General features: G+C 75.2%; 17 protein-coding genes, 5 tRNA genes and 1 pseudogene. 18 read left to right on the top strand and 5 right to left on the bottom strand.

What is annotated here, in order from left to right:
- Nucleotides 1-150: 150 nt before the first annotated feature.
- From IPO09_12035 to IPO09_12000, 8 genes are all read left to right on the top strand, one after another.
- Nucleotides 151-1,455 carry a type IV pilus twitching motility protein PilT gene (locus IPO09_12035; GenBank protein MBK9518059.1) on the top strand — a complete coding sequence of 435 codons (1,305 nt, stop codon included), beginning with the start codon at nt 151-153 and terminating at the stop codon, nt 1,453-1,455.
- Nucleotides 1,427-1,978: a RecX family transcriptional regulator gene (locus tag IPO09_12030; GenBank protein ID MBK9518058.1), complete on the top strand. Its 552-nt coding sequence runs from the start codon at nt 1,427-1,429 to the stop codon at nt 1,976-1,978. The genes IPO09_12035 and IPO09_12030 overlap by 29 nt, the downstream gene beginning before the upstream one ends.
- Nucleotides 1,979-2,075: 97 nt before the next feature.
- The gene (locus IPO09_12025; protein MBK9518057.1) at nt 2,076-4,328 is read left to right on the top strand and encodes an IPT/TIG domain-containing protein; all 2,253 of its coding nucleotides are present in this window, start codon (nt 2,076-2,078) and stop codon (nt 4,326-4,328) included.
- Nucleotides 4,329-4,409: 81 nt separating this feature from the next.
- A complete protein-coding gene (gene bamD, locus IPO09_12020; GenBank protein MBK9518056.1) occupies nt 4,410-5,189 on the top strand; it encodes an outer membrane protein assembly factor BamD in 780 nt (259 codons plus the stop codon).
- Entirely contained in the window at nt 5,170-5,949 is a 780-nt protein-coding gene (locus IPO09_12015) for a nuclear transport factor 2 family protein (GenBank protein MBK9518055.1), read from the top strand. Before bamD ends, IPO09_12015 begins: the two co-directional genes overlap by 20 nt.
- A 120-nt stretch (nt 5,950-6,069) precedes the next feature.
- The gene (locus tag IPO09_12010; protein MBK9518054.1) at nt 6,070-6,774 is read left to right on the top strand and encodes a tetratricopeptide repeat protein; all 705 of its coding nucleotides are present in this window, start codon (nt 6,070-6,072) and stop codon (nt 6,772-6,774) included.
- Between the two features lie 6 nt (nt 6,775-6,780).
- Nucleotides 6,781-7,830: a selenide, water dikinase SelD gene (selD, locus tag IPO09_12005; protein MBK9518053.1), complete on the top strand. Its 1,050-nt coding sequence runs from the start codon at nt 6,781-6,783 to the stop codon at nt 7,828-7,830.
- 11 nt (nt 7,831-7,841) lie between these two features.
- Nucleotides 7,842-8,591 carry an N-acetylmuramoyl-L-alanine amidase gene (locus IPO09_12000; GenBank protein ID MBK9518052.1) on the top strand — a complete coding sequence of 250 codons (750 nt, stop codon included), beginning with the start codon at nt 7,842-7,844 and terminating at the stop codon, nt 8,589-8,591.
- Nucleotides 8,592-8,627: 36 nt separating this feature from the next.
- Here the strand turns inward: IPO09_12000 and IPO09_11995 are convergent, their stop codons facing one another.
- The 3 genes from IPO09_11995 to IPO09_11985 form a co-directional block, all read right to left on the bottom strand.
- Entirely contained in the window at nt 8,628-10,001 is a 1,374-nt protein-coding gene (locus tag IPO09_11995) for a hypothetical protein (GenBank protein ID MBK9518051.1), read from the bottom strand.
- Between the two features lie 69 nt (nt 10,002-10,070).
- Entirely contained in the window at nt 10,071-11,786 is a 1,716-nt protein-coding gene (locus IPO09_11990) for a hypothetical protein (GenBank protein ID MBK9518050.1), read from the bottom strand.
- Nucleotides 11,787-11,994: 208 nt separating this feature from the next.
- Nucleotides 11,995-12,762, bottom strand: a complete 768-nt coding sequence (locus tag IPO09_11985; GenBank protein ID MBK9518049.1) for a phosphatase PAP2 family protein — start codon at nt 12,760-12,762, stop codon at nt 11,995-11,997.
- Nucleotides 12,763-12,971: 209 nt separating this feature from the next.
- On the opposite strand from IPO09_11985, the gene rph reads away from it, so the two are divergent.
- From rph to IPO09_11955, 6 genes are all read left to right on the top strand, one after another.
- Nucleotides 12,972-13,685, top strand: coding sequence for a ribonuclease PH (rph, locus tag IPO09_11980; GenBank protein MBK9518048.1), 714 nt, complete (start codon nt 12,972-12,974; stop codon nt 13,683-13,685).
- Between the two features lie 70 nt (nt 13,686-13,755).
- Nucleotides 13,756-14,385: an RdgB/HAM1 family non-canonical purine NTP pyrophosphatase gene (gene rdgB / locus IPO09_11975; GenBank protein ID MBK9518047.1), complete on the top strand. Its 630-nt coding sequence runs from the start codon at nt 13,756-13,758 to the stop codon at nt 14,383-14,385.
- A 171-nt stretch (nt 14,386-14,556) separates the two neighbouring features.
- Nucleotides 14,557-14,630, top strand: a tRNA-Pro gene (locus IPO09_11970).
- A gap of 74 nt (nt 14,631-14,704) precedes the next feature.
- A tRNA-His gene (locus IPO09_11965) sits at nt 14,705-14,780 on the top strand.
- Between the two features lie 18 nt (nt 14,781-14,798).
- Nucleotides 14,799-14,875: transfer RNA gene (locus IPO09_11960), tRNA-Arg, on the top strand.
- 111 nt (nt 14,876-14,986) lie between these two features.
- Nucleotides 14,987-15,059 (top strand) — tRNA-Lys (locus IPO09_11955).
- A 51-nt stretch (nt 15,060-15,110) separates the two neighbouring features.
- Here IPO09_11955 and IPO09_11950 read toward each other — a convergent pair.
- Nucleotides 15,111-16,043, bottom strand: coding sequence for a phosphatase PAP2 family protein (locus IPO09_11950; GenBank protein ID MBK9518046.1), 933 nt, complete (start codon nt 16,041-16,043; stop codon nt 15,111-15,113).
- 293 nt (nt 16,044-16,336) lie between these two features.
- Here IPO09_11950 and IPO09_11945 point away from each other — a divergent pair, with 293 nt between their 5' ends.
- Nucleotides 16,337-19,324 carry a CHASE domain-containing protein gene (locus IPO09_11945; GenBank protein MBK9518045.1) on the top strand — a complete coding sequence of 996 codons (2,988 nt, stop codon included), beginning with the start codon at nt 16,337-16,339 and terminating at the stop codon, nt 19,322-19,324.
- Nucleotides 19,325-19,678: 354 nt separating this feature from the next.
- Here IPO09_11945 and IPO09_11940 read toward each other — a convergent pair.
- Nucleotides 19,679-20,071, bottom strand: a pseudogene (locus IPO09_11940) (hypothetical protein).
- Nucleotides 20,072-20,140: 69 nt separating this feature from the next.
- On the opposite strand from IPO09_11940, the gene IPO09_11935 reads away from it, so the two are divergent.
- The 3 genes from IPO09_11935 to clpP all read left to right on the top strand — a co-directional run bounded on the left by IPO09_11935 (nt 20,141) and on the right by clpP (nt 22,245).
- Nucleotides 20,141-20,222 (top strand) — tRNA-Leu (locus IPO09_11935).
- A 66-nt stretch (nt 20,223-20,288) separates the two neighbouring features.
- Nucleotides 20,289-21,578 (top strand): trigger factor, encoded by a 1,290-nt coding sequence (gene tig / locus IPO09_11930; GenBank protein ID MBK9518044.1) that lies wholly within the window; start codon nt 20,289-20,291, stop codon nt 21,576-21,578.
- 55 nt (nt 21,579-21,633) lie between these two features.
- Nucleotides 21,634-22,245 (top strand): ATP-dependent Clp endopeptidase proteolytic subunit ClpP, encoded by a 612-nt coding sequence (gene clpP, locus IPO09_11925; protein MBK9518043.1) that lies wholly within the window; start codon nt 21,634-21,636, stop codon nt 22,243-22,245.
- The last annotated feature ends 40 nt before the right edge of the window (nt 22,246-22,285 follow it).

Here is a 22,285-nt window from a genome sequence, read left to right as displayed (position 1 = left end):
CGCCCGGCCCCCCACGGGCCAGCGACGCGACGGCCGGCTCACCCTCGGGTGGCCGGCCGTTTCGCGTTGGGCGTGGGCCCATGTGCGCCGACCCCCGGTCGCGGTCGCGGCATGGACCGGCCCTGATCGGGGTGTTACGCTTTTGCGGCGATGGAACTGAACGAGATCCTGCAGGTCGCGCTCCGCGCTGGCGCCAGCGACATCCACCTCAAGGCGGGCCTCCCGCCCATGTTCCGGGTGGACGGCTCGCTGGTCCCGCTCAAGGACGCCCGGCGCCTCCCCCCGGAGGAGATCAGCCGGATGGGCTTCGGGATCATGAACGACTACCAGCGCGAGAAGTTCAAGCAGACCAACGAGGTGGACCTGGCCTACGGCGTGCCCGGGCTGGGGCGCTTCCGCGTCAACGTCTTCCAGCAGCGCGGCACCATCGGGGTGGTGCTGCGCGTCATCCCCTTCAAGATCCAGTCGATCGAGCAGCTCATGCTGCCCAAGGTCCTGGAGAAGATGGCCGCCGAGCAGCGCGGCCTGATCCTGGTGACCGGCACCACCGGCTCCGGCAAGTCCACCACGCTGGCGGCGATGATCGATCACATCAACGCCACCGAGACCTGCCACATCATGACGATCGAGGACCCCATCGAGTTCCTCATCCGCGACAAGCGGTCGATCGTGAACCAGCGCGAGGTGGGCGTCGACACCATGAGCTTCGGGCAGGCGCTCAAGAGCGCCCTGCGCCAGGACCCGGACGTGATCCTGGTGGGCGAGATGCGCGACCTCGAGACCATCGAGACCGCGCTCACCGCCGCCGAGACCGGCCACCTGGTGATGTCCACCCTGCACACCCTGGACGCCACCGAGACCATCAACCGCATCATCTCGGCCTTCCCGCCCTACCAGCAGAAGCAGGTCCGCCTGCAGCTCGGCTCGGTGCTGCGCGGGGTCATCTCGCAGCGGCTGGTGCCGCGCGCCGACGGCAAGGGGCGCGTGCCGGCCATCGAGGTGCTGCTGTGCACCGCGCGGGTGCGCGAGATGATCGAGGACAAGGACCGCACCAAGGAGATCCCGGACGCCATCTCGCAGGGCCACACCACCTACGGCATGCAGACCTTCGACCAGTCGCTCATGGGGCTGCTGCGCAACGGGGTGGTGAGCTACGAGGAGGCGCTGCGCCAGGCCACCAACCCGGACGACTTCGCCCTGCGGGTCTCCGGCATCAGCGGCACCTCCGACTCCAAGTGGGACAGCTTCGAGAAGCAGGGCGAGCCGGTGGCGCCCGCGCCGCAGGCGGCGCGCCCGGCCGCGCCGCCGCCCCGTGGCCCGCCCGGCTCGACGCCGGCCCAGGGCGTGCCGGTCGGTCGGGTGGCGCCCACCAAGGCCCCGGCGGCCAGGCCCGCCGCGCCGGCGTCGCCGTCCTCCCCGCCGGGTGATGACGACTTCCAGATCGAGCGGTTCTAGGCCCCGCGGCGCGGCACCCCCGCGGCCGGGCCGCCAGGTCCCGCCGCGGGAGCAGGCCCGGGCCGTGGCGCTCCGCTACCTGGCGGCCAGCGCCCGCACCGAGGCGCAGGTGCGGGCGCGGCTCGCCAGGGCCGAGCTGGTCGCCGAGGCCGACCAGGTGGTGGCCTGGCTGCTCGACCTGGGCTACCTCGACGACGCCCGCTACGCCCAGGCCCGCGCCCGCGCCCTCACGGCGCCGGGCCGCCTCGGGCCGCGCGCCGCCGAGCGGCGCCTCCTGCAGGCGGGGGTGACGGCCGCCGACGCCAGGCGCGCGGTCGCGGCGGCGCTGGCCGAGGCGCCGGGGGGCGAGGCCGAGCGCTGCCTGGCGCTGGCGCGGCGCCGGGCGCGGGGCCAGCCGCTGGCCGGGCTGGACGACCGGGCGCGCGCCCGGCTGGCGCGCTTCCTCCTGGGGCGGGGCTTCGCCGGCGGCGTGGTGGCCCGCACCCTGGGCGCCTTCGAGGATCGCGACCTCGACGAGGGCTGACCGGGCCCGGGGTGGGTGGCCGCCTTGCAGAATCGTCGCCACGAGCGCGGCGAGGTCTGTTAGGACCAGAACCTCCCTCCTCACTCCAGGTGTGACCATGCCCACCCGCCGCGCCGCGCCCGCCCGCCGGACCTGCCCAGGCCCCCACCTCGCCGCCCTCCTCGCGGCCACCCTGGCCACCGCCTGCGGCGGCGGCGGCGGCGCCAGCTACTCGCTCTCGGCGACCCCCGAGGCGCTGGCCTTCCAGGTGGTCGAGGGCGACCCGCCGGAAGGCGTGCAGGTGCTCACGGTCGACTTCAAGGGCGACGGGCTGCTGGTCGGCTACCCGCCGGGGGTGGAGGTGCCGACCTGGCTCCAGGCGCCGGGCAGCCTGACCTCTAGCAGCCGGGCGCTGATCTACGTCCAGGTGAGCGCCGCTGGCCTGGCCCGGGGAAGCTACGCCACCACGCTCAGGCTGGTGACCGGCAAGGAGGACGGCAGCGAGTTCGTCGTGAAGGACGTGCCGGTCACGCTGCAGGTCCGGCAGGGGTTGGTGGTCGGCCCGGAGGCCCTCGACTTCACCGCGCTGGAGGGGTTCGCGCCGGCCGCGCAGGCCCTCACGCTCGGCTCCGACCTGGCGACGGAGCGCTGGAGCGTGGCGGCCCGTGGTCCCGCCGGGCAGCCGGCCGACTGGGTGGTGCTGCCGGTCGCGGGCGGCAGCCTCTCGGCCGGGGCCGGGCAGGTGCAGGTGGGGGTGGCGCCGCGGACCGCCGGCGACCACCTGGCCACGCTCGTGGTGAGGGACGAGGCCGGGTCCGTCCGGGCCGAGGTCCCGCTGCGGTACCACGTCGACGCCCTGGTGGCCGCCTCGGCGCCGGTCTCGTTCAGGCTGGACGGCGCGTCGGGCCCCGCCGCCCTGGCGCGGGTGATCGCGCTCCAGTCCCGCCTCCCCGGCGCGGCCGGCGGCGCCTTCGCCTTCACGCTGACGCCCAGCGCGCCCTGGCTCTCGGTGTCACCGGCCGGCGGCGACCTCTCCGCCGACACCCAGGTCACCGTGACGCTGGACCCGGCCCTGTCGGCGGCGCTGCCCGACGGCCGGCACGAGGCCACCCTCGAGGTGGCGTTCGCCCCGGGCCTGGCGACCGGCCTCGCCGTGCCGGTGACCCTGGACGTGGCGCTCCCGGCGGTGGAGGCGGTGTCGCCCTCCACCAGCTGGGTGGGGCGCGCCGGCGAGGTCGTCCTGACCGGCCACGGCTTCGGCGGCGGGGCCACGCTGGCCGTCGCCTTCGGCGGGCAGCAGGTCGAGGGCCGGGTGGTCAGCGACACCGTGGTGCGTGCCACGGCGCCGGCGCAGGCGGCCCCCGGGCCGGTGCAGGTGAAGGCCGTCAACGGGCTGGGGATGTCGCGCGGCGGCGCCTCCCTGGCCGTGCTGCCCGCCCCCGGCTACACCACCCTGCACCAGGCGCTCCCGGCCACCTTCTACCGGATGGCGCAGGACCCGGCGCGGCGGGCGGTGCTCCTCACCGGCTACGCCACCGACCTGGTCTACCGGCTGGCCTTCGAGGGCGGCGCCTGGGCGGTCACCTCGCGCGCGGTGCCGAACGCCACCAACGTGGTGGTGTCGCAGGACGGCGCCCGGCTCCTGGTCACCTCGGGCTACACCTCGACCTCCGACGCCTTCTTCGAGCTCGATCCGATCTCGCTCGCCACGCTCAGCCAGTCCACCCTGGACGACTTCTACGGCCAGCACGACCTCCTCTGCGGGCTCGCCGACGGCCGGACGCTCCTGGTGGACTCGGACCAATGGGCCGAGTCGTTCTGGTACCCCTCGCTGGCCCAGGGGCCCAGCCTCTCCATCCACGGCGCCCGGGCCCTCGTCACCCGCGACCGGTCCCGGGTGGTGCTGGCCTCGACCACCAGCGCCGCGGGCGCCTACCTGACCCTGGACGTCGGCGAGGCCACCCCCCGGAGCCACACCCTGCCGATCTGGCCCTTCTCCGGGGCCGGCTGGTCGATCAGCGGCGACGGCGCCCGCCTGCTCGTCCAGGGGAGCCTCTTCGACCGGGACCTCGGCGCGCTCGGCGACCTGTCGGCGCCGGAGTTCACGGCGGGCCAGGCCCTGTCGCCCGACGGCGCGTGGGCCTACACCGTGGGCCAGGCCGCCCAGGGCGGGCCGTGGGTGTTCCGCCGCACCCGGGTGGACGGGGCGGGCCCGTACGTCGCCGAGGCCACGCCCCTGGCGCTGTCACTGCCCGCCGACCAGTACCCGGTCGCCATGGAGGTGAGCGAGGACGGCAGCGCGCTCTTCCTGCTCGCCGGGTTCCCCTCCGGCCCAGCGGGCTCCGTGCTGCACGTGCTGCCGCTGCCGTAGCGGCGCGCCCCGGGGGGGCGCCGGCCGGGGCCGCCCCGCCCGCTGACCCCGGGGCGGTTCTGCGCTATGTTCCGCCCCCGCATGCGCGCCCGCCTCCTCGCCCTCGCCCTCCTCCCGCTCCTGGCCTGCTCGAGCTCCCGGGTCTCGCTCACCGGCGAGGTGCGCTACGGCGAGTCCGCCGAGGAGGACTACCAGATCGGCACCGAGGCCCTGGCCGCCTCCAACTGGCTGGACGCCCAGCGCTTCCTCGAGCACGTCCGCACCAAGTACCCGTTCTCGAAGTACGCGCCGCTGGCCGAGCTCAGGCTGGCCGACGCCAAGATGAAGCAGGAGCGGTACGCCGAGGCGGCCGAGGCCTACCAGTCCTTCGCGCAGCTCCGGCCCACCCACGAGGAGGCCGACTACGCCGAGTTCCAGTCGGCCCGGGCCCTCTTCGAGGACGCCCCCAGCGACTTCATCCTGTTCCCGCCGTCCCACGAGAAGGACCAGCGCAGCCTGAAGTCGGCGGTGGAGCGGCTGGTGGCCTTCCAGGCGGCGCGGCCGGAGTCGAAGCACCGGGCCGAGGCCGAGCGGCTGCTCGGGGAGGCCAGGGGGCGGCTGGCGGCGCACGAGTGGTACGCCGCCGAGTTCTACTACAAGCGCGAGTACTGGGCCGGCGCCTCCGGCCGGCTCGAGAAGCTGCTGGAGTCCTACCCCGGCACCAAGCAGGAGCCGGAGGCGCTGCTGCGGCTGGCGCGCGCCTACCTGAAGCAGGCCGAGACCTTCCGGGCCCAGCAGGCGCTGCAGAAGCTGGTGGCCCGCTACCCGGAGGACCCGCGCCGCCGCGAGGCCGAGGCGCTGCTTGCCGGGCTCCGGAAGTAGGCGGCAGCTCCGGCGTGACCTGGAGGGGCGGGCCGGCGCGCCGCTCCTCGTGCCGCTGGTCCTCTCGCTCCTGGCGCTGGCCGGCGGCTGGTGGCTGAAGGACGCCGCCCCGACCCTGGCCGGCGCGGCCGCCCCGGCCGAGGCGCAGGTGCACGGCGCCCTGGCCGCCTTCACCAGCGCCCGCCTGGAGGACGTCTACGGCCACGGCTCGGGCGGCCTGGCCGAGCTGCAGTCGCTGCGGCTGGCCGACGTCACCGTGACGCTGGAGGAGACGCCCCAGGGGCCGCGGGCCCGGGTGGTGGCCATGGCGGAGGGGAGCGGCCGGGTGGCCTGGCGTGGCCAGCTGGCCAGCCTGGGCTACGTGGGGCGCGAGGCCTTCGCCATGCGCCCCTGCCCCTTCGCCGGCTGGTGCGCCGAGGGCGAGGCCCTCGCCCAGCTGCGCCCGGTCCTGCGCCTCCTCTTCCGCCGGCTCGACGCCTTCAACGGGCGCGACGCCGCGGCCTACGCCCGCCTGGTGGCCGAGGGGTACCGCGGGCCGGGCGGCCGGGAGGCCCTGCTGGCCCGGCTGGGCGCCGACCTGGCCGGCGGCCCGCCGGCCGCGCTCACCGTGACCGGCTGGCAGGTGCGGGTCGATCGCGACGAGGTGGTGGTGGGCGAGGACGAGCGGCTCACCCTGCCCGGGCAGGCCCCGGTGACGCTGCGCGCCAGGCTGACGCTGGTGCGGGAGGCCGACCGCTGGGTCATCGCCGACGGGCTGTGAGCCGGTGCGCCCGCGGCGTCCGGCCGCGGCGGCGCCAGGGCCCAGGGGCCGGGTGGCGTTCGGAACGGGCGCACGCCCCGGGCACGCGGTAGAGTCGGGCCTCGCCGGAGGAACGCCCCCATGGACGAAACGCTCAAGCAGGCCCTCGCGCTCGGCCGCGGCTACTACCTGAAGAAGGAGTACGCGCTGGCCGAGCAGTACCTGACCGAGGTCGTCGAGGCGAACCAGTCGTTCGCCGACGTCTACAACATGCTGGGCGTCATCTATCACGACCAGGGCCACTACCAGAAGGCGCAGCGGGCCTTCGAGGCGGCCCTGCGCATCAACCCCGGCTACACCGACGCCGCCCTCAACCTGGCCGTCACCTACAACGACACCGGCCGCTACAAGGAGGCCCAGGAGACCTACCGGCACGCCCTGTCGCGCTCCGGGGCGTCGCAGGGGCGGCTGGACCGCTTCGTGGCCGGCAAGCTCGCCAACATGTACGCCGAGATCGCCGACGTCTACCTGTCGTCGGGCATGTTCGTGGAGGCCATCGCCGAGTACCGCCGGGCGCTGGCCCTGGGCCCGGCCTTCGTGGACGTGCGGGTCCGGCTGGCCGGCGCCCTGCGCGACGCCGGGGAGCGCGACGCCGCCATCGCCGAGTACGAGCAGGTGGTGCGGCAGAACCCGACCTACGTGCCGGCCCGGCTCAACCTGGGGCTGTCCCTGCTGGCCTGCGGGCGCACCGACGAGGCCAAGGCGCACTGGCAGGCCGTGCTGGCCATCAGCCCGGGCAACCGCAACGCCGAGATGTACCTCACGCTGGCCGAGGCCAAGGCCTAGGGCCACATGGGGACCGAGCAGGAGAAGACCGTGCGGCTCACCACGCTGTCGCACGGCGCCGGTTGAGCCTGCAAGATCCGCCCGGCGGACCTGGCGCAGGTCCTGCGCCGCCTCCCGAAGAGCACCGATCCGAACGCCCTGGTGGGCCACGACACCAAGGACGACGCGGCCGTCTACCGCCTCTCGGCAGACCAGGCCATCGTGGAGACCGCCGACTTCTTCACCCCGGTGGTGGACGACGCCTACTGGTTCGGCCGCATCGCCGCCGCCAACGCCTTCTCCGACGTCTGGGCCATGGGCGGCCGGCCGCTCTTCGCCCTCAACCTGGTGGGCTGGCCGGTCAAGACGCTCTCCATGGAGCTGCTGGGCGAGGTGCTGCGCGGCGGCGCCGAGGCGGCGGCGCTGGCGGGCGCCTCGGTGCTGGGCGGCCACTCCATCGACGACCCGGAGCCCAAGTACGGCATGGCCGTCACCGGCCTGGTGCACCCCGACCGGATCCTGCGCAACGTGGGGGCGCGGCCGGGCGACCGGCTGCTGCTCACCAAGCCGCTCGGCTCCGGCATCCTCACCACCGCCATCAAGCGCGGCCTGGCGCTGGGCGCGCTGCTGGAGCAGGTGACCCAGCTCATGGCGGCCCTCAACCGGGCCGCCGGCGAGGTGCTGGCCGAGAGCGGCGCGGTGCACGCCCTCACCGACGTCACCGGCTTCGGCCTGCTGGGCCACGGCTGGGAGCTGGCCGAGGGCTCGGGGGTGGCGCTGCGCCTGGACGCCGCGCGGGTGCCGGTGCTGGAGGGCGTGGTGGAGCTGGCCGCGGCGGACGTGGTGCCGGGCGGCTCGAAGGCCAACCTGGCCTGGGTGGCGCCGCACCTCGAGGTGGCGCCCGGCGCGGCCCTGCCGGCCATCGTGCTGGCCGACGCCCAGACCAACGGCGGCCTGCTGGCCGCGGTGGCGCCCGAGGCCGCCGAGGGGCTGCTCCGGGCGCTGGCCGCCGCCGGGGTGGCCGCCGCCGACGTGGGCGAGGTGCTGGCCGGCCCGCCCCGGCTGCGGGTGGTCTAGCCGGTCCGGCCATGCTCGCCCCGCTGCTCGCCACCGCGCTGGCCCTCGGCCTGGCCGCCGGCAAGGGCCCGGCCTTCACGGCGGTGCTCGACCCCGGCCACGGCGGCGAGCTCGACGGCGCGGTCTCGCCGCGCGGCGACAAGGAGAAGGACCTGACGCTGCAGATCGCGCGCCGGGTCAAGCGGCGGCTGGAGCAGCTGGGCGGCCGGGTGGTGCTGACCCGCACCGGCGACACGCGCGTGCCGCTGGCCAACCGCGCCGCGGTGGCCAACGCGCTCTCGGCCGACCTGTTCGTGTCGGTGCACCTCAACTCCATGCCCACCGCGGCGTCGCGCCGGGCCTCCAGCGGCGTGGAGACCTACTTCCTCTCGGCCGACGCCTCCGACGCCGGCGCCGCGGCGTCGGCGGCGCGCGAGAACGCCGACCGGCTGGCCGGCGAGCCGCAGCCCGACCCCGACGACCCGGTGGCGGCCATCCTCGACGACCTGCAGTCGGCCGACGCCCTGTCCGGCTCGAGCCGCCTGGCCTACGCCCTCCACGACAAGCTGGTGGCGGCGCTGCGGGCGGAGAACCGCGGCGTCAAGCAGGCCCCCTTCTACGTGCTGGCGGGGGCGCGCATGCCGGCGGTGCTGCTGGAGGTGGGCTTCATCTCCAACGAGGCCGAGGCGGCGCGGCTCCGGTCGGCGGCGCACCAGGAGCGCATCGCGCAGGCGGTGGCCGAGGGCGTGGCGGCCTGGCGGGCGGCGGAGCGCAGGCGCTGAAGGGCCCAGGCCGGGGCAGGCGAGGCCCGGCGGCGCTCAGGGCGCCGCGTCCCCGTCCGGCGCCCGCGCGACCTCGGGCGGCGAGCCGCGCACCTGGGTGGCCCCGCCCACGCTGAGCAGGAGCCCGGCGGCCCCGCCGCCGTAGCGCAGCTCGTGCTCGGTGACCGTGCAGGCGCCGAGGATGGGGCAGCGCTCGATGGTGTAGCGCGCCGTGGTGGAGCCCAGGGTGGCCTGGGCCCACAGGCCGATGCCGACCCCGGCCGGCCCCTCGCCGAACCTGGCGAGCAGGCGCAGGCCGGCATACGGCAGCGTGGCGGCGCCCCCGCGGACGTGGTCGGCCGAGAAGAGCCCCTGCTGCGCGGCCGCGCGGTCGAGGGCCAGGAGACCGAGCTCGCCCAGCAGGTCGAGGTGCAGCCGCGGCCCCGGCTGGAAGGCCGCGCCGCCGGCCAGGGCGCCCGACCAGTGGCGCACCCCGGCCCGCAGGCCGAGCGAACCGGCCAGCCCCACGCCGACCCGGCCGGGCCCGACCAGGCAGGCCACCCCGAGATCGAGCGCCCCGTCGCTCCGCTGGTTCACCATGTCGGTGAGCCCGCCGCCCAGCCAGCCGAGGAAGGTGAGGGTGAACGAGCCCGGCGGCGGAGGGGGAGGGGTGGCGGGGGCGGGGGCGACCAGGAGGGTGGGTGGGGGCAGGGTCGGGGTCGCGGTCGCGGTCGGGGTCGGGGTCGCGGTCGGGGTCGGGGTCGGGGTCGCGGTCGCGGTCGCGGTCGCGGTCGCCCCCGGCCCCGTCCCGCCGCCCGCCCAGGTCGCCAGCTCCGGCTGCTCGTCGAGCGCTCGCTGGAAGAGGTCGGCCGCCTGCTTCACGGCCAGGCCGGTGGCCTCGGCCAGCCCACCGGGGACCGTGACCGCGCCGGCCTCACCCCGGCCACGCACCGAGAGCGTCGTGACCGGAAGCCCGGCGCCGTCCCGCACCAGCGAGGTGACGCCCACCTCAACGCGGTAGACGGACGCGGCCGGAGGGCCGGGTCCATCGGACGGCTCCACGCGGCTCAGCTCGACGAGGCCGACCAGGCCCGGCGGCGGCGTCCCCTCGACGCGCACCACCCGCTCGAAGCGCAGCCCGAGGAGCTTCTCCCAGGCGATGACCACCTCGCGGCCGACGGGCACGGCGAAGCGCGGTCGCGCGGTGAGGTGGGGCAGCCAGGGGTTCCGGTACAGGAGCTCGGCCTCGGCCGCGCCCGGGGCCACGGTGAGCCCCACGGCGCCCTGCTGGCGCGCCCGGGGCGGCTCCGGGTCCAGCCGCACGGGCGCCACCGGCAGGTGGCCGAGGCACCCACCCAGCGCCAGGGCGAGCAGCGCCACCGCGCCGCGCTCGACCAGGCCAAGGCCCCTGGCTCCCGCTCCGGTCGCCATGTCCACATGCTAGCCACTCCCGCCGGCGCGGAGGCTCCCCCGCACGGGGTGAGGCAGGAGCGCGCGCCGCTACCCGGTCAGGAAGCCGAGCCCGAGGCTGAAGCGGTACTGCACGTAGCTCATCGGCACGCCCTTGAGCTGCGGGACGGGCGCCGAGATGCTGAGCGGGTTGATGATCAGGTAGAAGTGGCGCGACATCTTCCACTCCAGCCCCAGCGGGCTGATGGCGCCGTACAGCCCCAGGCTCCCCTGGGGCGCGCCGTAGAGGTCGAACAGCAGGTAGGAGGCGCCCAGGCTGACGGTGGTGCGCAGGTTGAACCGCTCGTAGGCCAGGGGGTAGCGGAGGATGGCGCTGCCGTACAGGTTGGCCACGCCCGCCTTCCAGGCCGTCGGTCCGTAGACCGAGACCCAGGGGTTCCACTCGGCGTCCACCCCGAGGGTCCACTGGGTGCTGACGCGGCGGCGCAGGCCGAGCTGGATGGCGGCGGCCGGCTTGTCGACCGAGCCGGAGATCCCCAGGTAGCCGCCCCAGGCCCCCTTCGAGGGATCGGTCGGGCCTGGCTGCGCCACCGGCACCGTGACCGGCGGCGGCGGGTGGTTGGGCGCGGCCGCCGCGGCAGCGGAGGCCGCGGCCGGGGTGGCGACGCCTGCCTGGGCAGGCTCCGCGGCGCGCGCGCCGCCCGGGGCCAGGGCCAGCAGGGCCGCCAGCAGCCCTGCCGCGGTGGCGGCGGCGGGCCGGCGGCGGCGGGCCAGCAGGGCCAGGACGAGCAGGCCGCCGAGGCCGACGAGGCCGCCGGCGCCGCCGCTGGTGCCGCAGCCGAAGCCGGCCGGGAGGACGGCCGGCAGCTGCCGCTCAGGGGCGGCACACCACTGGTTGTCGGAGGTGCAGCCCGGAGCGAAGGTGAGGCTGGCGTCGAGGAGCTCGTCGACTCTGGTCATCTTCTCTTCCTTGGTCCGCGCAGGATCGAGCGCGGCGTCGAGCAGCGCGGCCGCGGCGGCCGTCGCCAGCTCCCGCCGGGTGGTGATGAGGGGGGTGGCGTCGTCGCAGGCGTCCAGCGCGGTGGTGTGGGGCGGGCCGTCCCGCGCCTCCAGCAGGTTCCCGTCCGCCTCGTCGATCCAGTTGAGGACCACCGTGATCTGGCGGCCGTCTGGGGTCCGGTAGGCGTGGGAGTAGCTGTCCTCCAGGGCGTGGATGGCCTGCCCGATCCGGACGTAGAAGGTGGGGAGCGCGGCCTCGATCTCACCCCGCAGCGAGAGGTGGATGCGCAGTGCGGTCCGCAGCGCAGGGTCCGGGGCGCCGGCGGCGTCGAGCCCCTCCAGCGCCTCGGCCACCCGCCCGCGGATGAAGGCGCGGCAGGTGGCGATGGCCGCGACCGTGCCGCCCGGCTCGTCCTGGTCCCGGCTGCGGAGGCAGTGCTCTTCCTGGTTGAAGGGGTTGCCGTGGACCGCCGCCAGCGAGGTGGTGCTGCCGCCGCTCTCGCCCTTCAGGTCGTTGTCGCGGACGCTCAGGAGGAGCGTCGCGGCCCCCAGGTCCGCCATGTCCGGCTCCGGGGTGAACTCGAGGTCGGCCACCAGCGCCCGCTCGTCGGAGGTGACGGGCAGCGGCCCGGCCTCCGGCCGTCCCAGGCGGACCGCCCGCAGGGCGGCGGAGGTGAGCCGCTCGTGGCACCCCGGCGTGACCAGGGACGAGACGGTGTAGGCGGCGGTCGAGGCGGGGAGGGTGAGGAGCGCCAGCAGCAGGCTCGCCGAGACCCTCCACGACGGTGCGGTCCAGCGGCGGCGCATGGTGGCTCCTCGGAGGCCCGGGTCGCGGCGCTGCACCCTCGCCCGGGCGGCGGGGAGCGGGGGGCTCGTCAGGGAGGCCCGCCCCAGCGGCCTGGGGTCCCGTGGAGCACGCGCCGTGCCGAAGGGGCGCGCCTCGGAACGGGCCGCCCCGGGCAAGCCTGGGGCCGCCGGCCCTGGCCGGATCGTTCGGGAACGTTCGGTCAGGCGTTCAGAACCGCAGGGCCACCCCGCCCGCGGCCGGGGCGAGGGTCACCGCCGGTGCGTGGGCCGTGGCGGGGTGCAGGACCAGCCCCGGCAGCGCGAAGCCGACCGCGGTGCCGATGGCGGCGCCCGCCACCACGTCGGTGAGCCAGTGGTTGTCCGAGGCGACCCGGAACCACCCGCTGGCGGCCGAGCCGACGAAGGTCGCGGCGGCGAACCAGCCCCAGCCCGTCCGGCCGCGCAGCCTCAGGACCTGGGTGCCCGAGGCCGCCACGGCGAAGGCCACCGCGCTGTGGCCGGCGAAGAAGGACATGCGGCTGTTGGCGGTGACGCTCCCGCTGCCGGCCCAGGCGTCGGGGCGGGTGCGGGCGGTGGTGAACTTGGCGACCTGCATCAGGACCAGGGTGACGGCGACCGCCTCGGTGACGATCAGCAGGTCCTCGGCCCCCTCCCGGAAGGAGGCACCGTCGGCGTGCGCCATGAGGCCGAGCGCCAGGGCGGCCCCGACCGGGACCGCCACGATGAGCGCGTTGCCGATGTCGGTGGCGCGCCGGGTGTCCTGCCAGAGGAACAGCCGCCGGGCCCAGACGTCCAGCTGGGGAGGCTCGCACCAGCGGCAGGCCGCCGGGGCGATCTGGTCGGAGAGGAGCTGGGTGGCGCCGGCCAGGACCAGCAGGCTTCCGGTCCACCAGAGCTGGGTCCCGAGGTCGAGGGTCAGGCGGGGGCGCAGGTCGTGCCTGGCCTGCGACTCGGTGGCCAGTGCGGGGGAGGTCATCGGAGGGGGTGCCTCGGACCGCGCCGGCCCTGCGCTGAGGAGGATGGCGATGGCGGCGGCGACGGCCGGGAGGGGGCGCATGAGGTCCACGACTGCATCGGACGGACCAGAGGTCCTCGGTCTCCGCGGGGGCCTGCCCAGCCCGCCGCCCTGACAGGCCCCGCCCCGGCTGGCGGCGCGCCCCCCTCCCGACTAGTATCCGCGCCCCTATGCGAACCAACGGCCGCGCCGACCGCGAACTCCGGAAGATCGTCCTCGAGCCCGGGTGGGCCCGCCACGCGGAGGGCTCCTGCCTGACCCGCTTCGGCGACACCCAGGTGCTCTGCACCGCCTCGCTGGAGGACCGGGTCCCGCCGCACGTCTACGGCACCGGCGCCGGCTGGGTCACCGCCGAGTACGGCATGCTGCCGCGCTCCACCCACGAGCGCATGGCCCGCGAGGCCGCCCGCGGCAAGCAGGGCGGGCGCACGCTCGAGATCCAGCGGCTCATCGGGCGGGCCCTGCGGGCCGCGGTGGACCTGAAGGCGCTCGGCTCCCGCACCATCACCCTCGACTGCGACGTGCTGGCGGCCGACGGCGGCACCCGCACCGCGGCCATCACCGGCGCCTGGGTGGCGCTGTCGCTGGCGGTGCGCGGCCTGCAGAAGGCCGGCAAGGTGAAGGGCGCCCCGGTGGTCCGCTCGGTGGCGGCCGTCAGCGTGGGCATGAAGGCGGGGGTGGCGCTCCTCGACCTCGACTACTCGGAGGACTCCACCGCCGACGTGGACATGAACGTGGTGGCCACCGGGGAGGGGAACCTGGTGGAGGTGCAGGGGACCGCCGAGGGGCAGGCCTTCGCCCGCAAGGACCTCGACGGCATGCTCGACCTGGCGCTGGAGGGGATCGCCACCCTGCGCGAGTTGCAGCAGGCGGCGCTGAAGTGACGAGCCGCGCCGCGGCGGGCCCGGGCCAGCACGGCCACGGCGCCCGGCGCGGCGCGCGGCGGTGAAGCCCATGGACCTCTTCGTCGGTACCGGAAACCCCGGCAAGCTGCGCGAGCTGGCCCGGCTGGTGGCCGGGCTGCCCATCCGCGTGGTCACGCCGTCCGAGCTGGGTCGGCCGCTGCCCGAGGTGGTGGAGGACGGCGCCACCTTCGCCGAGAACGCGGCCAAGAAGGCGCGGGCCTTCGCCGCCTTCGCCGGGATGGTCGCGCTGGCCGACGACTCGGGGCTCTGCGTGGACGCGCTCGACGGCGCCCCCGGGATCGTCTCGGCCCGCTGGTCGGAGGCCGAGGCCCCGGGCCTCACCGGCCAGGCGCGGGACCTCGCCAACAACTCGAAGCTGCTGCGCGCCCTGGAGGGCGTCACCAAGGAGCGCCGGACCGGGCGCTACGTGGCGGCGCTGGCGCTGGCCGCGCCGGACGGGGCGCTGCTGGCCGCCGTCCTGGGGACCTGCGCCGGGCGCCTGGGGCGCGAGCCGCGCGGGGCGGGCGGGTTCGGCTACGATCCGCTCTTCGTCCCGGAGGGTCGGGCCTTCACCATGGCCGAGCTCGACCCGGCCGAGAAGGACGCCCTGTCCCACCGTGGGGCGGCGCTCAGGGCCCTGCTCCCGGCGCTGGCCCGGCTGGCCGGCGCCGCCCGGTGAGGAGCGCCCCACCGGGAGGCCCACGGGGCCGGCGCCAGGGCCCGGCGGGTGACCCGCGCCGCTCCCCCGGAGCACACCGGTCGTCCGGGCGGTCTTGACGCGGGCCACCCGAGAGGCTAATCAGTCGCCCTCTCGGTCGGGCCCCGGTCGGGCTCCCGCCGAGGGCGGTTCCGGGGCGTAGCGCAGCCTGGTAGCGCGTCTGCCTTGGGCGCAGAAGGTCGTCGGTTCGAATCCGGCCGCCCCGACTCTTTGACAACTCGGCGATGGCAAGGGGCCTCCACGCGGCCCGCAGGCAGCAGACGGCGCATCTCGTTTTACGGTGGGTATAGCTCAACTGGTAGAGCACTGGACTGTGGATCCGGGGGTTAAGGGTTCGAACCCCTTTACTCACCCCAGTTTCATCCGAAGCACCCGCGCCCGTAGCTCAGCTGGATAGAGCAGCGGCCTTCTAAGCCGCTGGTCGGGGGTTCGAGTCCCTCCGGGCGCGCCACTCACGCGCCCGGTCGCGATCGCGACCCGGCAGCCAGCAGTCGTTGACAGCCCCTGCCGCGGTTGGTAGATCCGCGGCCCCTCGGCCATCCCGAGCGTTGCAGCAGTGCCAGGGCGCGTAGCTCAACTGGCAGAGCAATGGACTCTTAATCCATAGGTTGAAGGTTCGATTCCTTCCGCGCTCATAGGAACGGCGGGTCCCTCACGGGACCCGCCGTTCTGCTTCTCCGGCCCCCTCAGAACCTGCCGTGGAGGGCCAGGCCCCGCTCCAGGGCGCCCACCACCGGCACGATGGAGACCGGAGAGCCGTGCAGGGCCGGCACCAGGAAGCCCATCGAGGCGCCCACCACCGCGCCGCCGCCGACGTCGGTGATGAAGTGCTTGCCTCCCATGACCCTGGCCGAGGCCACCAGGGTCGCCAGCGCGCCGCCCACACCCAGCACCACCCAGGCGTGCTTCTTGCCCGGGTGGAGCCGCCGCATGGCCACGAAGGTGGAGGTGACGACGGCGAAGGCGGCCACCGAGTGGCTGCTCAGGAAGGAGAGCCCGGCGTCGGCGCTGGTGCGGGACTCCAGCGGCGCCTTCTCCCCGTACAGGAATGGGCGCGGCCTCCCGGCGGCCATGGTCATCATGGAGGTCACGGCCACGCCGGCGAGGGCGGACTCGGAGACGACGACCAGGTCGTTCAGGCCGGGGAGGAGCCCCTCGTCCAGGAGCAGCAGGGAGACGGCCCCGGCCCCGACGGCGATCAGGCCATAGTCGGAGGTCCGCTGCCAGCCGGTGTCCCAGTAGCCCGCCGTGGCGCGGTCGAGGGAGTTCAGCCCGGAGGGGTCGCAGAGCGGCGCGCAGTAGGCGGGCTGGGCGCGGACCAGCCGCCCGCTGGCGAAGACCAGCCCGATGGCCAGGACCGGCAGGTCGACCTCGGCGTAGAGCTGGAAGGCCGGTCGGAGGGGGTCCCGCGGGCTCGGGAGGATGGGCGTCAGCTCGGCCGCCCCGGCGGTCTCCTTTGAGTCCTCCACCGCCTTGGGCGAGGCCTCGGGCGACGGCGTCGCGATGTCCGGGGCGGTGGCCGCCGGGGCCGTGGCGGGGTCGGCCTGGCCGGCGGCGGCGCTGGTCGGCGCAGCGACGGAGAGGAGCAGCGCGCAGCAGGAGGCGGTGAGGCAGCGCATCGGTCACCGGGGTGTGGGAGGCCGACTCTAGCCCATCGCGCCCCGCCCCCGCGCCCACGTGCCCCGCTCCCCTCCAGGCCCGCGCCACCGGGGCTGGCCTCGTCCGGGGTCCACAGTTTCCGGACGCGCCCGGCCCAAGTCTGTACAATCCGCAAGAGTGACGGCTACTTGTCCTGGGTCAAGCGGGCCCTCGAGCCGGCAGCGTTCACCGTGCGGGGATCGCCATGCTGTCGAAGGACCAGGGCCCAGCTGGACCCGTCGTGCTGCCGCCCCTGGGCGGGCGGTGGCCGGCCGTGCTCGCCACGGGCCTGGTCCTCGCCGCCACGCTCGGCCTCACGGGGCTCGCCTGGCAGCGCACCGTCCTGGTCGAGGAGGAAGAGCTCCGGGGCGACTTCGACTTCCTCGTGCGCGACGCGGAGGCGCGGATCGGCGTGCGGATGGAGGCCTACGAGCAGGTGCTCCGCGGCGCGGCGGCGCGGTTCGGCCAGGGCGGGATGGTCAGCCGGGGCGAGTTCCGCGCCTACGTCGCTACCCTCCACCTCGAGGACCACTACCCGGGCATCCAGGGGCTCGGCTTCTCGCTGGTCGTGCCGGCGGCGAGCCTGGCGCACCACACCGGCGCGGTGCGGGGCGAAGGGTTCCCGACCTACCAGGTCCGCCCGCCGGGGCCTCGCGATCCCTACACCTCCATCGTCTACCTCGAGCCCTTCGCCGGGCGGAACCTGCGCGCCTTCGGCTACGACATGTTCTCGGAGCCCGTCCGCCGCGACGCCATGGAGCGGGCTCGCGACGAGGGCAAGGCCACCCTCTCGGGCAAGGTCACGCTCGTCCAGGAGACCACCGAGGCGGTCCAGTTCGGCGTGCTCATGTACCACCCGGTCTACCGGCCCGGCGCGGAGCCGCTCACGGTGGAGGAGCGGCGGGAGCGGCTGGTCGGCTGGGCCTACATTCCCTTCCGCATGGGCGATCTCATGGAGGGCATCTTCGGCGCGGGCCGGTCCGACCTCGCCACGCGGGTCTTCGACGGGCCCGAGCCGTCGCCCGGCGCGCTCCTGTTCGACTCGGCGCCGGGCGGCCGAACCGCGGCGCCCGGCCGCTTCCACAATCTGCGGAGCCTCGGGGTGGTCGACCGGACCTGGGCCATGGCCGCCGAGTCGGGGCCCGCCTTCGACGCCCGGCTCTCACGCTGGGCGCCGGCCTTCATCCTCGCCGGCGGCCTGTCCATCAGCGTCCTCCTCGCCCTGCTCTTCTGGTCCATGGCCAGCGCCCGGGACCGGGCGGTCCGGGTGGCCGGCGCGCTGAACAGGCAGCTCCTGGACAAGAACGCCGCGCTCGTGGCGGGCGAGGCGCGCCTCGGGCACGTGCTCGCAGGCACCAACGACGGCTTCTGGGACTGGCACATCCCGAGTGGGCGGGTGGTGTTCAGCGACCGGTGGGCCTCGATGCTCGGCTACGCGCTCGAGGAGCTCGAGCCCAGCGTCACCACCCGGGAGCGGCTGGTCCATCCGCAGGACCTCGGGCGCGTCATGGAGGCGGTCCAGGCCATGCTCGACGACCCGCACCGCCACTACCAGATGGAGCACCGGGTCCTCCACAAGGACGGCCACTGGGTCTGGATCCTCGACCGCGGCAAGGTGGTGGAGCGGGACGGGGCCGGCGCGCCCATCAGGGCGGCCGGCACGCACACCGACATCACGGAGCGCAAGCGGGTGGAGTTCGCGCTCCAGGAGCGGGAGGCCCGGCTGCGGGCCTACTTCGAGTCCCCCGTCACCGGCGTGGTGATCTCGGCCGCGGGCCGGGAGTTCCTGGAGGTGAACGACACCTTCTGCGCCATGCTCGGCCGCGACCGGGACGAGGTGATCCGGATCGGGTGGAGGGGCCTGACGCACCCGGACGACCTGGCGGACGACGAGCGGGGCGCGGCGCAGGTGGTCGCCGGCGAGCGCGCCAGCTACTCCACCGACAAGCGGTACCTGCGGAAGGACGGCTCCGTCCTGTGGGCGTACGTCTCCCTGAGCAGGGCCACGCCCCCGGGGACCATGGGCCCACAGGTGGTGGCCATCGTCACCGACATCGGGAAGCGAAAGGCGGCCGAGGCGGCCCTCCAGGCCAGCGAGCGGCGGCTCGAGGCCGCGCTCGCCGAGCAGTCGGTCATCCTGGCCAACGCCACCGTCGGCATCACGCTGGTGCGCCAGCGCCGCCAGATCTGGGCCAGCGCCCACATGGAGCGGATGCTCGGGTACTCGCCTTCGGAGATGGAGCGGGCCGAGACCCGGATGTTCTTCCCGTCCGACGACGCCTGGGCGGAGCTCCTCGCGCAGTGCGACCCGGTGCTGCACGCCGGGCGCACCTACTCCGGCGAGCACCAGCTGCGGCGCAAGGACGGCACGACTTTCTGGGCCCGCCTCCAGGGGCGCCTGCTCGAACCGACCAACCCGGACGCCGGGGCCATCTGGTGCATCGAGGACGTGAGCGACCTGAAGCTGCTCGGGGCGCGGGCCTCGCAGGCCGAGCGCGTCGCCGCCACGGCCACCCTGGCGCGCGGCATGGCGCACGAGGTGAACAACCCGCTGGCGAGCATCATCGGCAACCTGGGGTTCGTGCAGGAGCAGCTCGAGCCGGTGGCCCGGGCACGGCCCGGGCAGGCCGCAGAGGTCCTCTCCAGGGCGCTTCCCGAGACGCTCCAGGCGGTCCGGGACGCCTCCGAGAGCGCGGCGCGGATCAAGACCATCGTCGCCGACCTGCGCGCCTTCGCCCTCGGCGACCTGCCGGCCGGCCCCGGGTCCGACGACCTCGCCGAGGCCGTGGGCGATGCGAGGCGCATCGCGGCCCAGGACCTCGCGACCTGCCGCGCCGTCACGGTCCAGGTGCCAGACGGGTGCGCCCTCGGGGTCTTCCGTCCGGACCTGGTCCAGCTGCTCGCCCACCTGCTCATCAACGCCGGGCAGGCCACCGGCCACGGCCCGAACGACGTCCGGGTGGCGGCCGCGCCGGTCGGCCTGGACCGCGTGGCGCTCCGGGTGACGGACACGGGGACCGGGATGACCGAGGCCGTGAGGGCGCGGGCCTTCGAGCCCTTCTTCACCACCAGGGACGTTGGGAAGGGGCGCGGGCTCGGGCTCTCCGTCTGCCTCGGGATCGCCCAGGCCGCCGGGGGGGAGATCTCGCTCGAGAGCGCTCCCGGCAGCGGGACCACGGTGACCGTCGAGCTGCCGCGCGGGCGCTCCGCCCACCTCGCCGGCCCCCTCGGACAGGATGGGTCGAGCAGCCCGTCGGTGTAGCACCAGCACCGACCGGCCCCGGCCCGCGGCGCCTGCCCCACGCCAGCGCCGGCCTGCGGGTCGCCGGCAGCCCACGGCCCCATCTCAGCGCGGGTCGCCGTCGTCCTTGCCGCCGCGGATCACGCCGAACGGTACCCGCGGGCGCGCTGGCGCGGCGGGAGGGCTGGCCGGACCGGTGGCTGGGCTGGCCCCGTCGGCGGGCGCCGGCTCGGGCGCGGGCGCCGAGGTGGGCGCTGGCCTGGCCGCGGGCGCCGGCACCGGCACCGGCCGCTCGGGCCGGGGCTGGTCCGGCGGGGGGGTCGGCGCGGCGCCGAGCCGGGTCGGCCGGGTGGCGCCCTCGAGCGAGGCCTCGCCGCCGCCGGTCACCACCCCGAACCTGGGCCGCTTGCGCCCCGGCGCCACCAGCACGCCGGCCACCACCGCCGCCCAGGGGAGGGCGCAGTCGTGGCGGCGGCCGCGGAAGGTCAGCGTGACCCGGACGCCCCACTCGTCCAGCAGCACCTCGGGGCAGTCGCGCCCCACCACCAGGTTGAGGCGCACCAGCTCCTGGCCGTGCAGCCCCTCCGGCAGCTCGGCCCCGGGGGTGGCGGGCGCCACGATGACGAACTCGATGCGCTCGGCGGCCCGGCAGGCGGCCAGCTTGGCGTCGTGGCGGCGCTGCACCGCGTAGAGCTCCAGCGCCCCCTCGGCCCACCCCGGGCAGGAGGGCAGGCAGTCGCCGTCGGGGGGGTGGTCGTGGGTGGTCACGGCCCTCCTCTACCACGGCGGGCCGGGGTCTCGACCGGGTCCGTCGGTGTGGTACACCACCCCGGCACGGGGCGGGTGGCGGAACTGGCAGACGCGCGGGACTTAGGATCCCGTGCCGCAAGGCGTGAGGGTTCGACCCCCTCCCCGCCCAAAAGCCCTTGACCGGGCGCGCGCGACCTCCTACCTCTACCGCCCCTCCCGGGCCCGGAAAGAACTCATGAAGATCAACGTCGAGACCACCTCCCCCGTCCAGCGGAAGCTCACCATCGAGGTCCCCCCCGAGCGCGTCCAGCGCGAGCTCGAGAAGGCCTACGTCCAGCTGGGCCGCCGGGTGAAGCTCAAGGGCTTCCGCCCGGGCCACATCCCCCGCGGGGTGCTGGAGCGGAACTTCAAGGCCGAGGTCGAGAGCGAGGTGGCCGAGAAGCTGGTCAACGCCACCTTCGTGGAGGCCGCCACCGCCGAGGGCGTGCTGCCGGTGGCCTCGCCCAGCGTCTCGCTCGACGGGGCCCTGGTCCCCGGCGCCTCCTTCCGCTACTCGGCCACGGTCGAGGTGAAGCCCACGCTGGCCCCCAAGGACTACCGGGGCCTGGCCGTGACCCGCCGCGCCCCCGTGGTGGGCGAGGCCGAGGTCCAGGCCGAGCTGGTGAAGCTGCAGGAGTCCTACGCCCAGCTGGTGCCGGTGGAGGGGCGCGACGTGGCCGAGGAGGGCGACTACGCGCTCATCGACCACCAGGGCACCATCGACGGGCAGCCCTTCGAGGGCGGCCAGGCCGAGGGCGTCACGGTGCGCGCCGCCCAGGGCAAGGTGGAGGAGGGCTTCCTGCCGGCGCTGGTGGGCAAGAAGGTGGGCGAGACCGCCGAGTTCGACGAGCCGTTCGCCGCCGACCACCGCAACGAGGCGCTGCGCGGGAAGATGGCCCACATGGCGGTCTCCTTGAAGGGGCTCAAGGTGAAGCACCTGGCCCCGCTCGACGACCAGCTGGCCAGGCAGGTCGGCATCGAGGGCATCGACACGCTGGAGGCGCTCAAGGCCCGCATCCAGGCCGACCTCGGCAAGCGCGAGGCCAAGAAGGTGGAGTCCGAGGTCAAGGACGCCCTCATCAAGGCGGCCCTGGCCCGGAACGAGTTCGAGGTGCCGCCCTCCCTGGTGGAGCGGGCCATCGACAACATGCTGGAGAGCACGGTGGAGCGCTTCGCCCGCATGGGCGTGGACGTGGCCCAGCTCGACCTCGACGTGGCCCGGCTGCGCGGCGACCTGCGCGAGCAGGCCCTGCTGCAGGTGCGGGGCTCGCTGCTGCTCGAGGCGGTGGCCGAGGCCGAGAAGGTGGAGGTCACCGAGGAGGACCTGCTGGCCGAGGTGGCCCGGGTCGCCGAGGAGCTGGGGGTGCCCCTCCAGAAGGCCCAGCAGCAGATGCGCGGCAAGGACGCCCGCGCCGCGCTAATGAACAGGGTGCGGGAGGAGAAGGCGCTGGCCCTCATCTCCCAGGCCGCCGTCATCCAGGCCTGACCGCCAGCCAGCCCGCGGCACCCGAACCACCGTCCAGCACCGAGGCGAGCCACCCATGCCCTACATCCCGATGCCCTTCGTCGTGGAGCAGACCCACCGGGGCGAGCGCAGCTACGACATCTACAGCCGGCTCCTCAAGGACCGGATCGTCTTCCTGGGCACCCCGGTGGACGACGACGTGGCCAACGTCATCATCGCCCAGTTCCTCTTCCTGGAGTCCGAGGACCCGGACAAGGACATCAACCTCTACATCAACAGCCCGGGCGGCGTGGTGTCGGCCGGCATGGCCATCTACGACACCATGCAGTACGTCAAGCCGCAGGTCTCCACCATCTGCCTGGGGCAGGCCGCCTCCATGGGCGCCTTCCTGCTCTCCGGCGGCGCGCCGGGCAAGCGCTTCGCCCTGCCCAACGCCCGGGTCATGATCCACCAGCCCTCGGGCGGCGCCGGCGGCCAGGCCACCGACATCGAGATCCAGGCCAGGGAGATCATCCGGCTGAAGAAGCGCCTCAACGAGATCCTGGCCAAGAACTGCAAGCAGCCGCTGGAGCGGGTCGAGAAGGACACCGAGCGCGACTACTTCATGAGCGCGGCGGAGTCGAAGGAATACGGGCTGATCGACGAGGTCATCGTCTCGAAGAAGCCCCCCGAGAAGAAGCCGGCGTAGGATGTCGAGGCGCCCGCAGCCGGGGCGCCGCCAGGAGGCA

The sequence above is a fragment of the Anaeromyxobacter sp. genome, from assembly GCA_016718565.1.
Taxonomy (GTDB): Bacteria; Myxococcota; Myxococcia; order Myxococcales; family Anaeromyxobacteraceae; genus JADKCZ01.
This window is presented reverse-complemented; position numbering and strand designations above follow the sequence as displayed.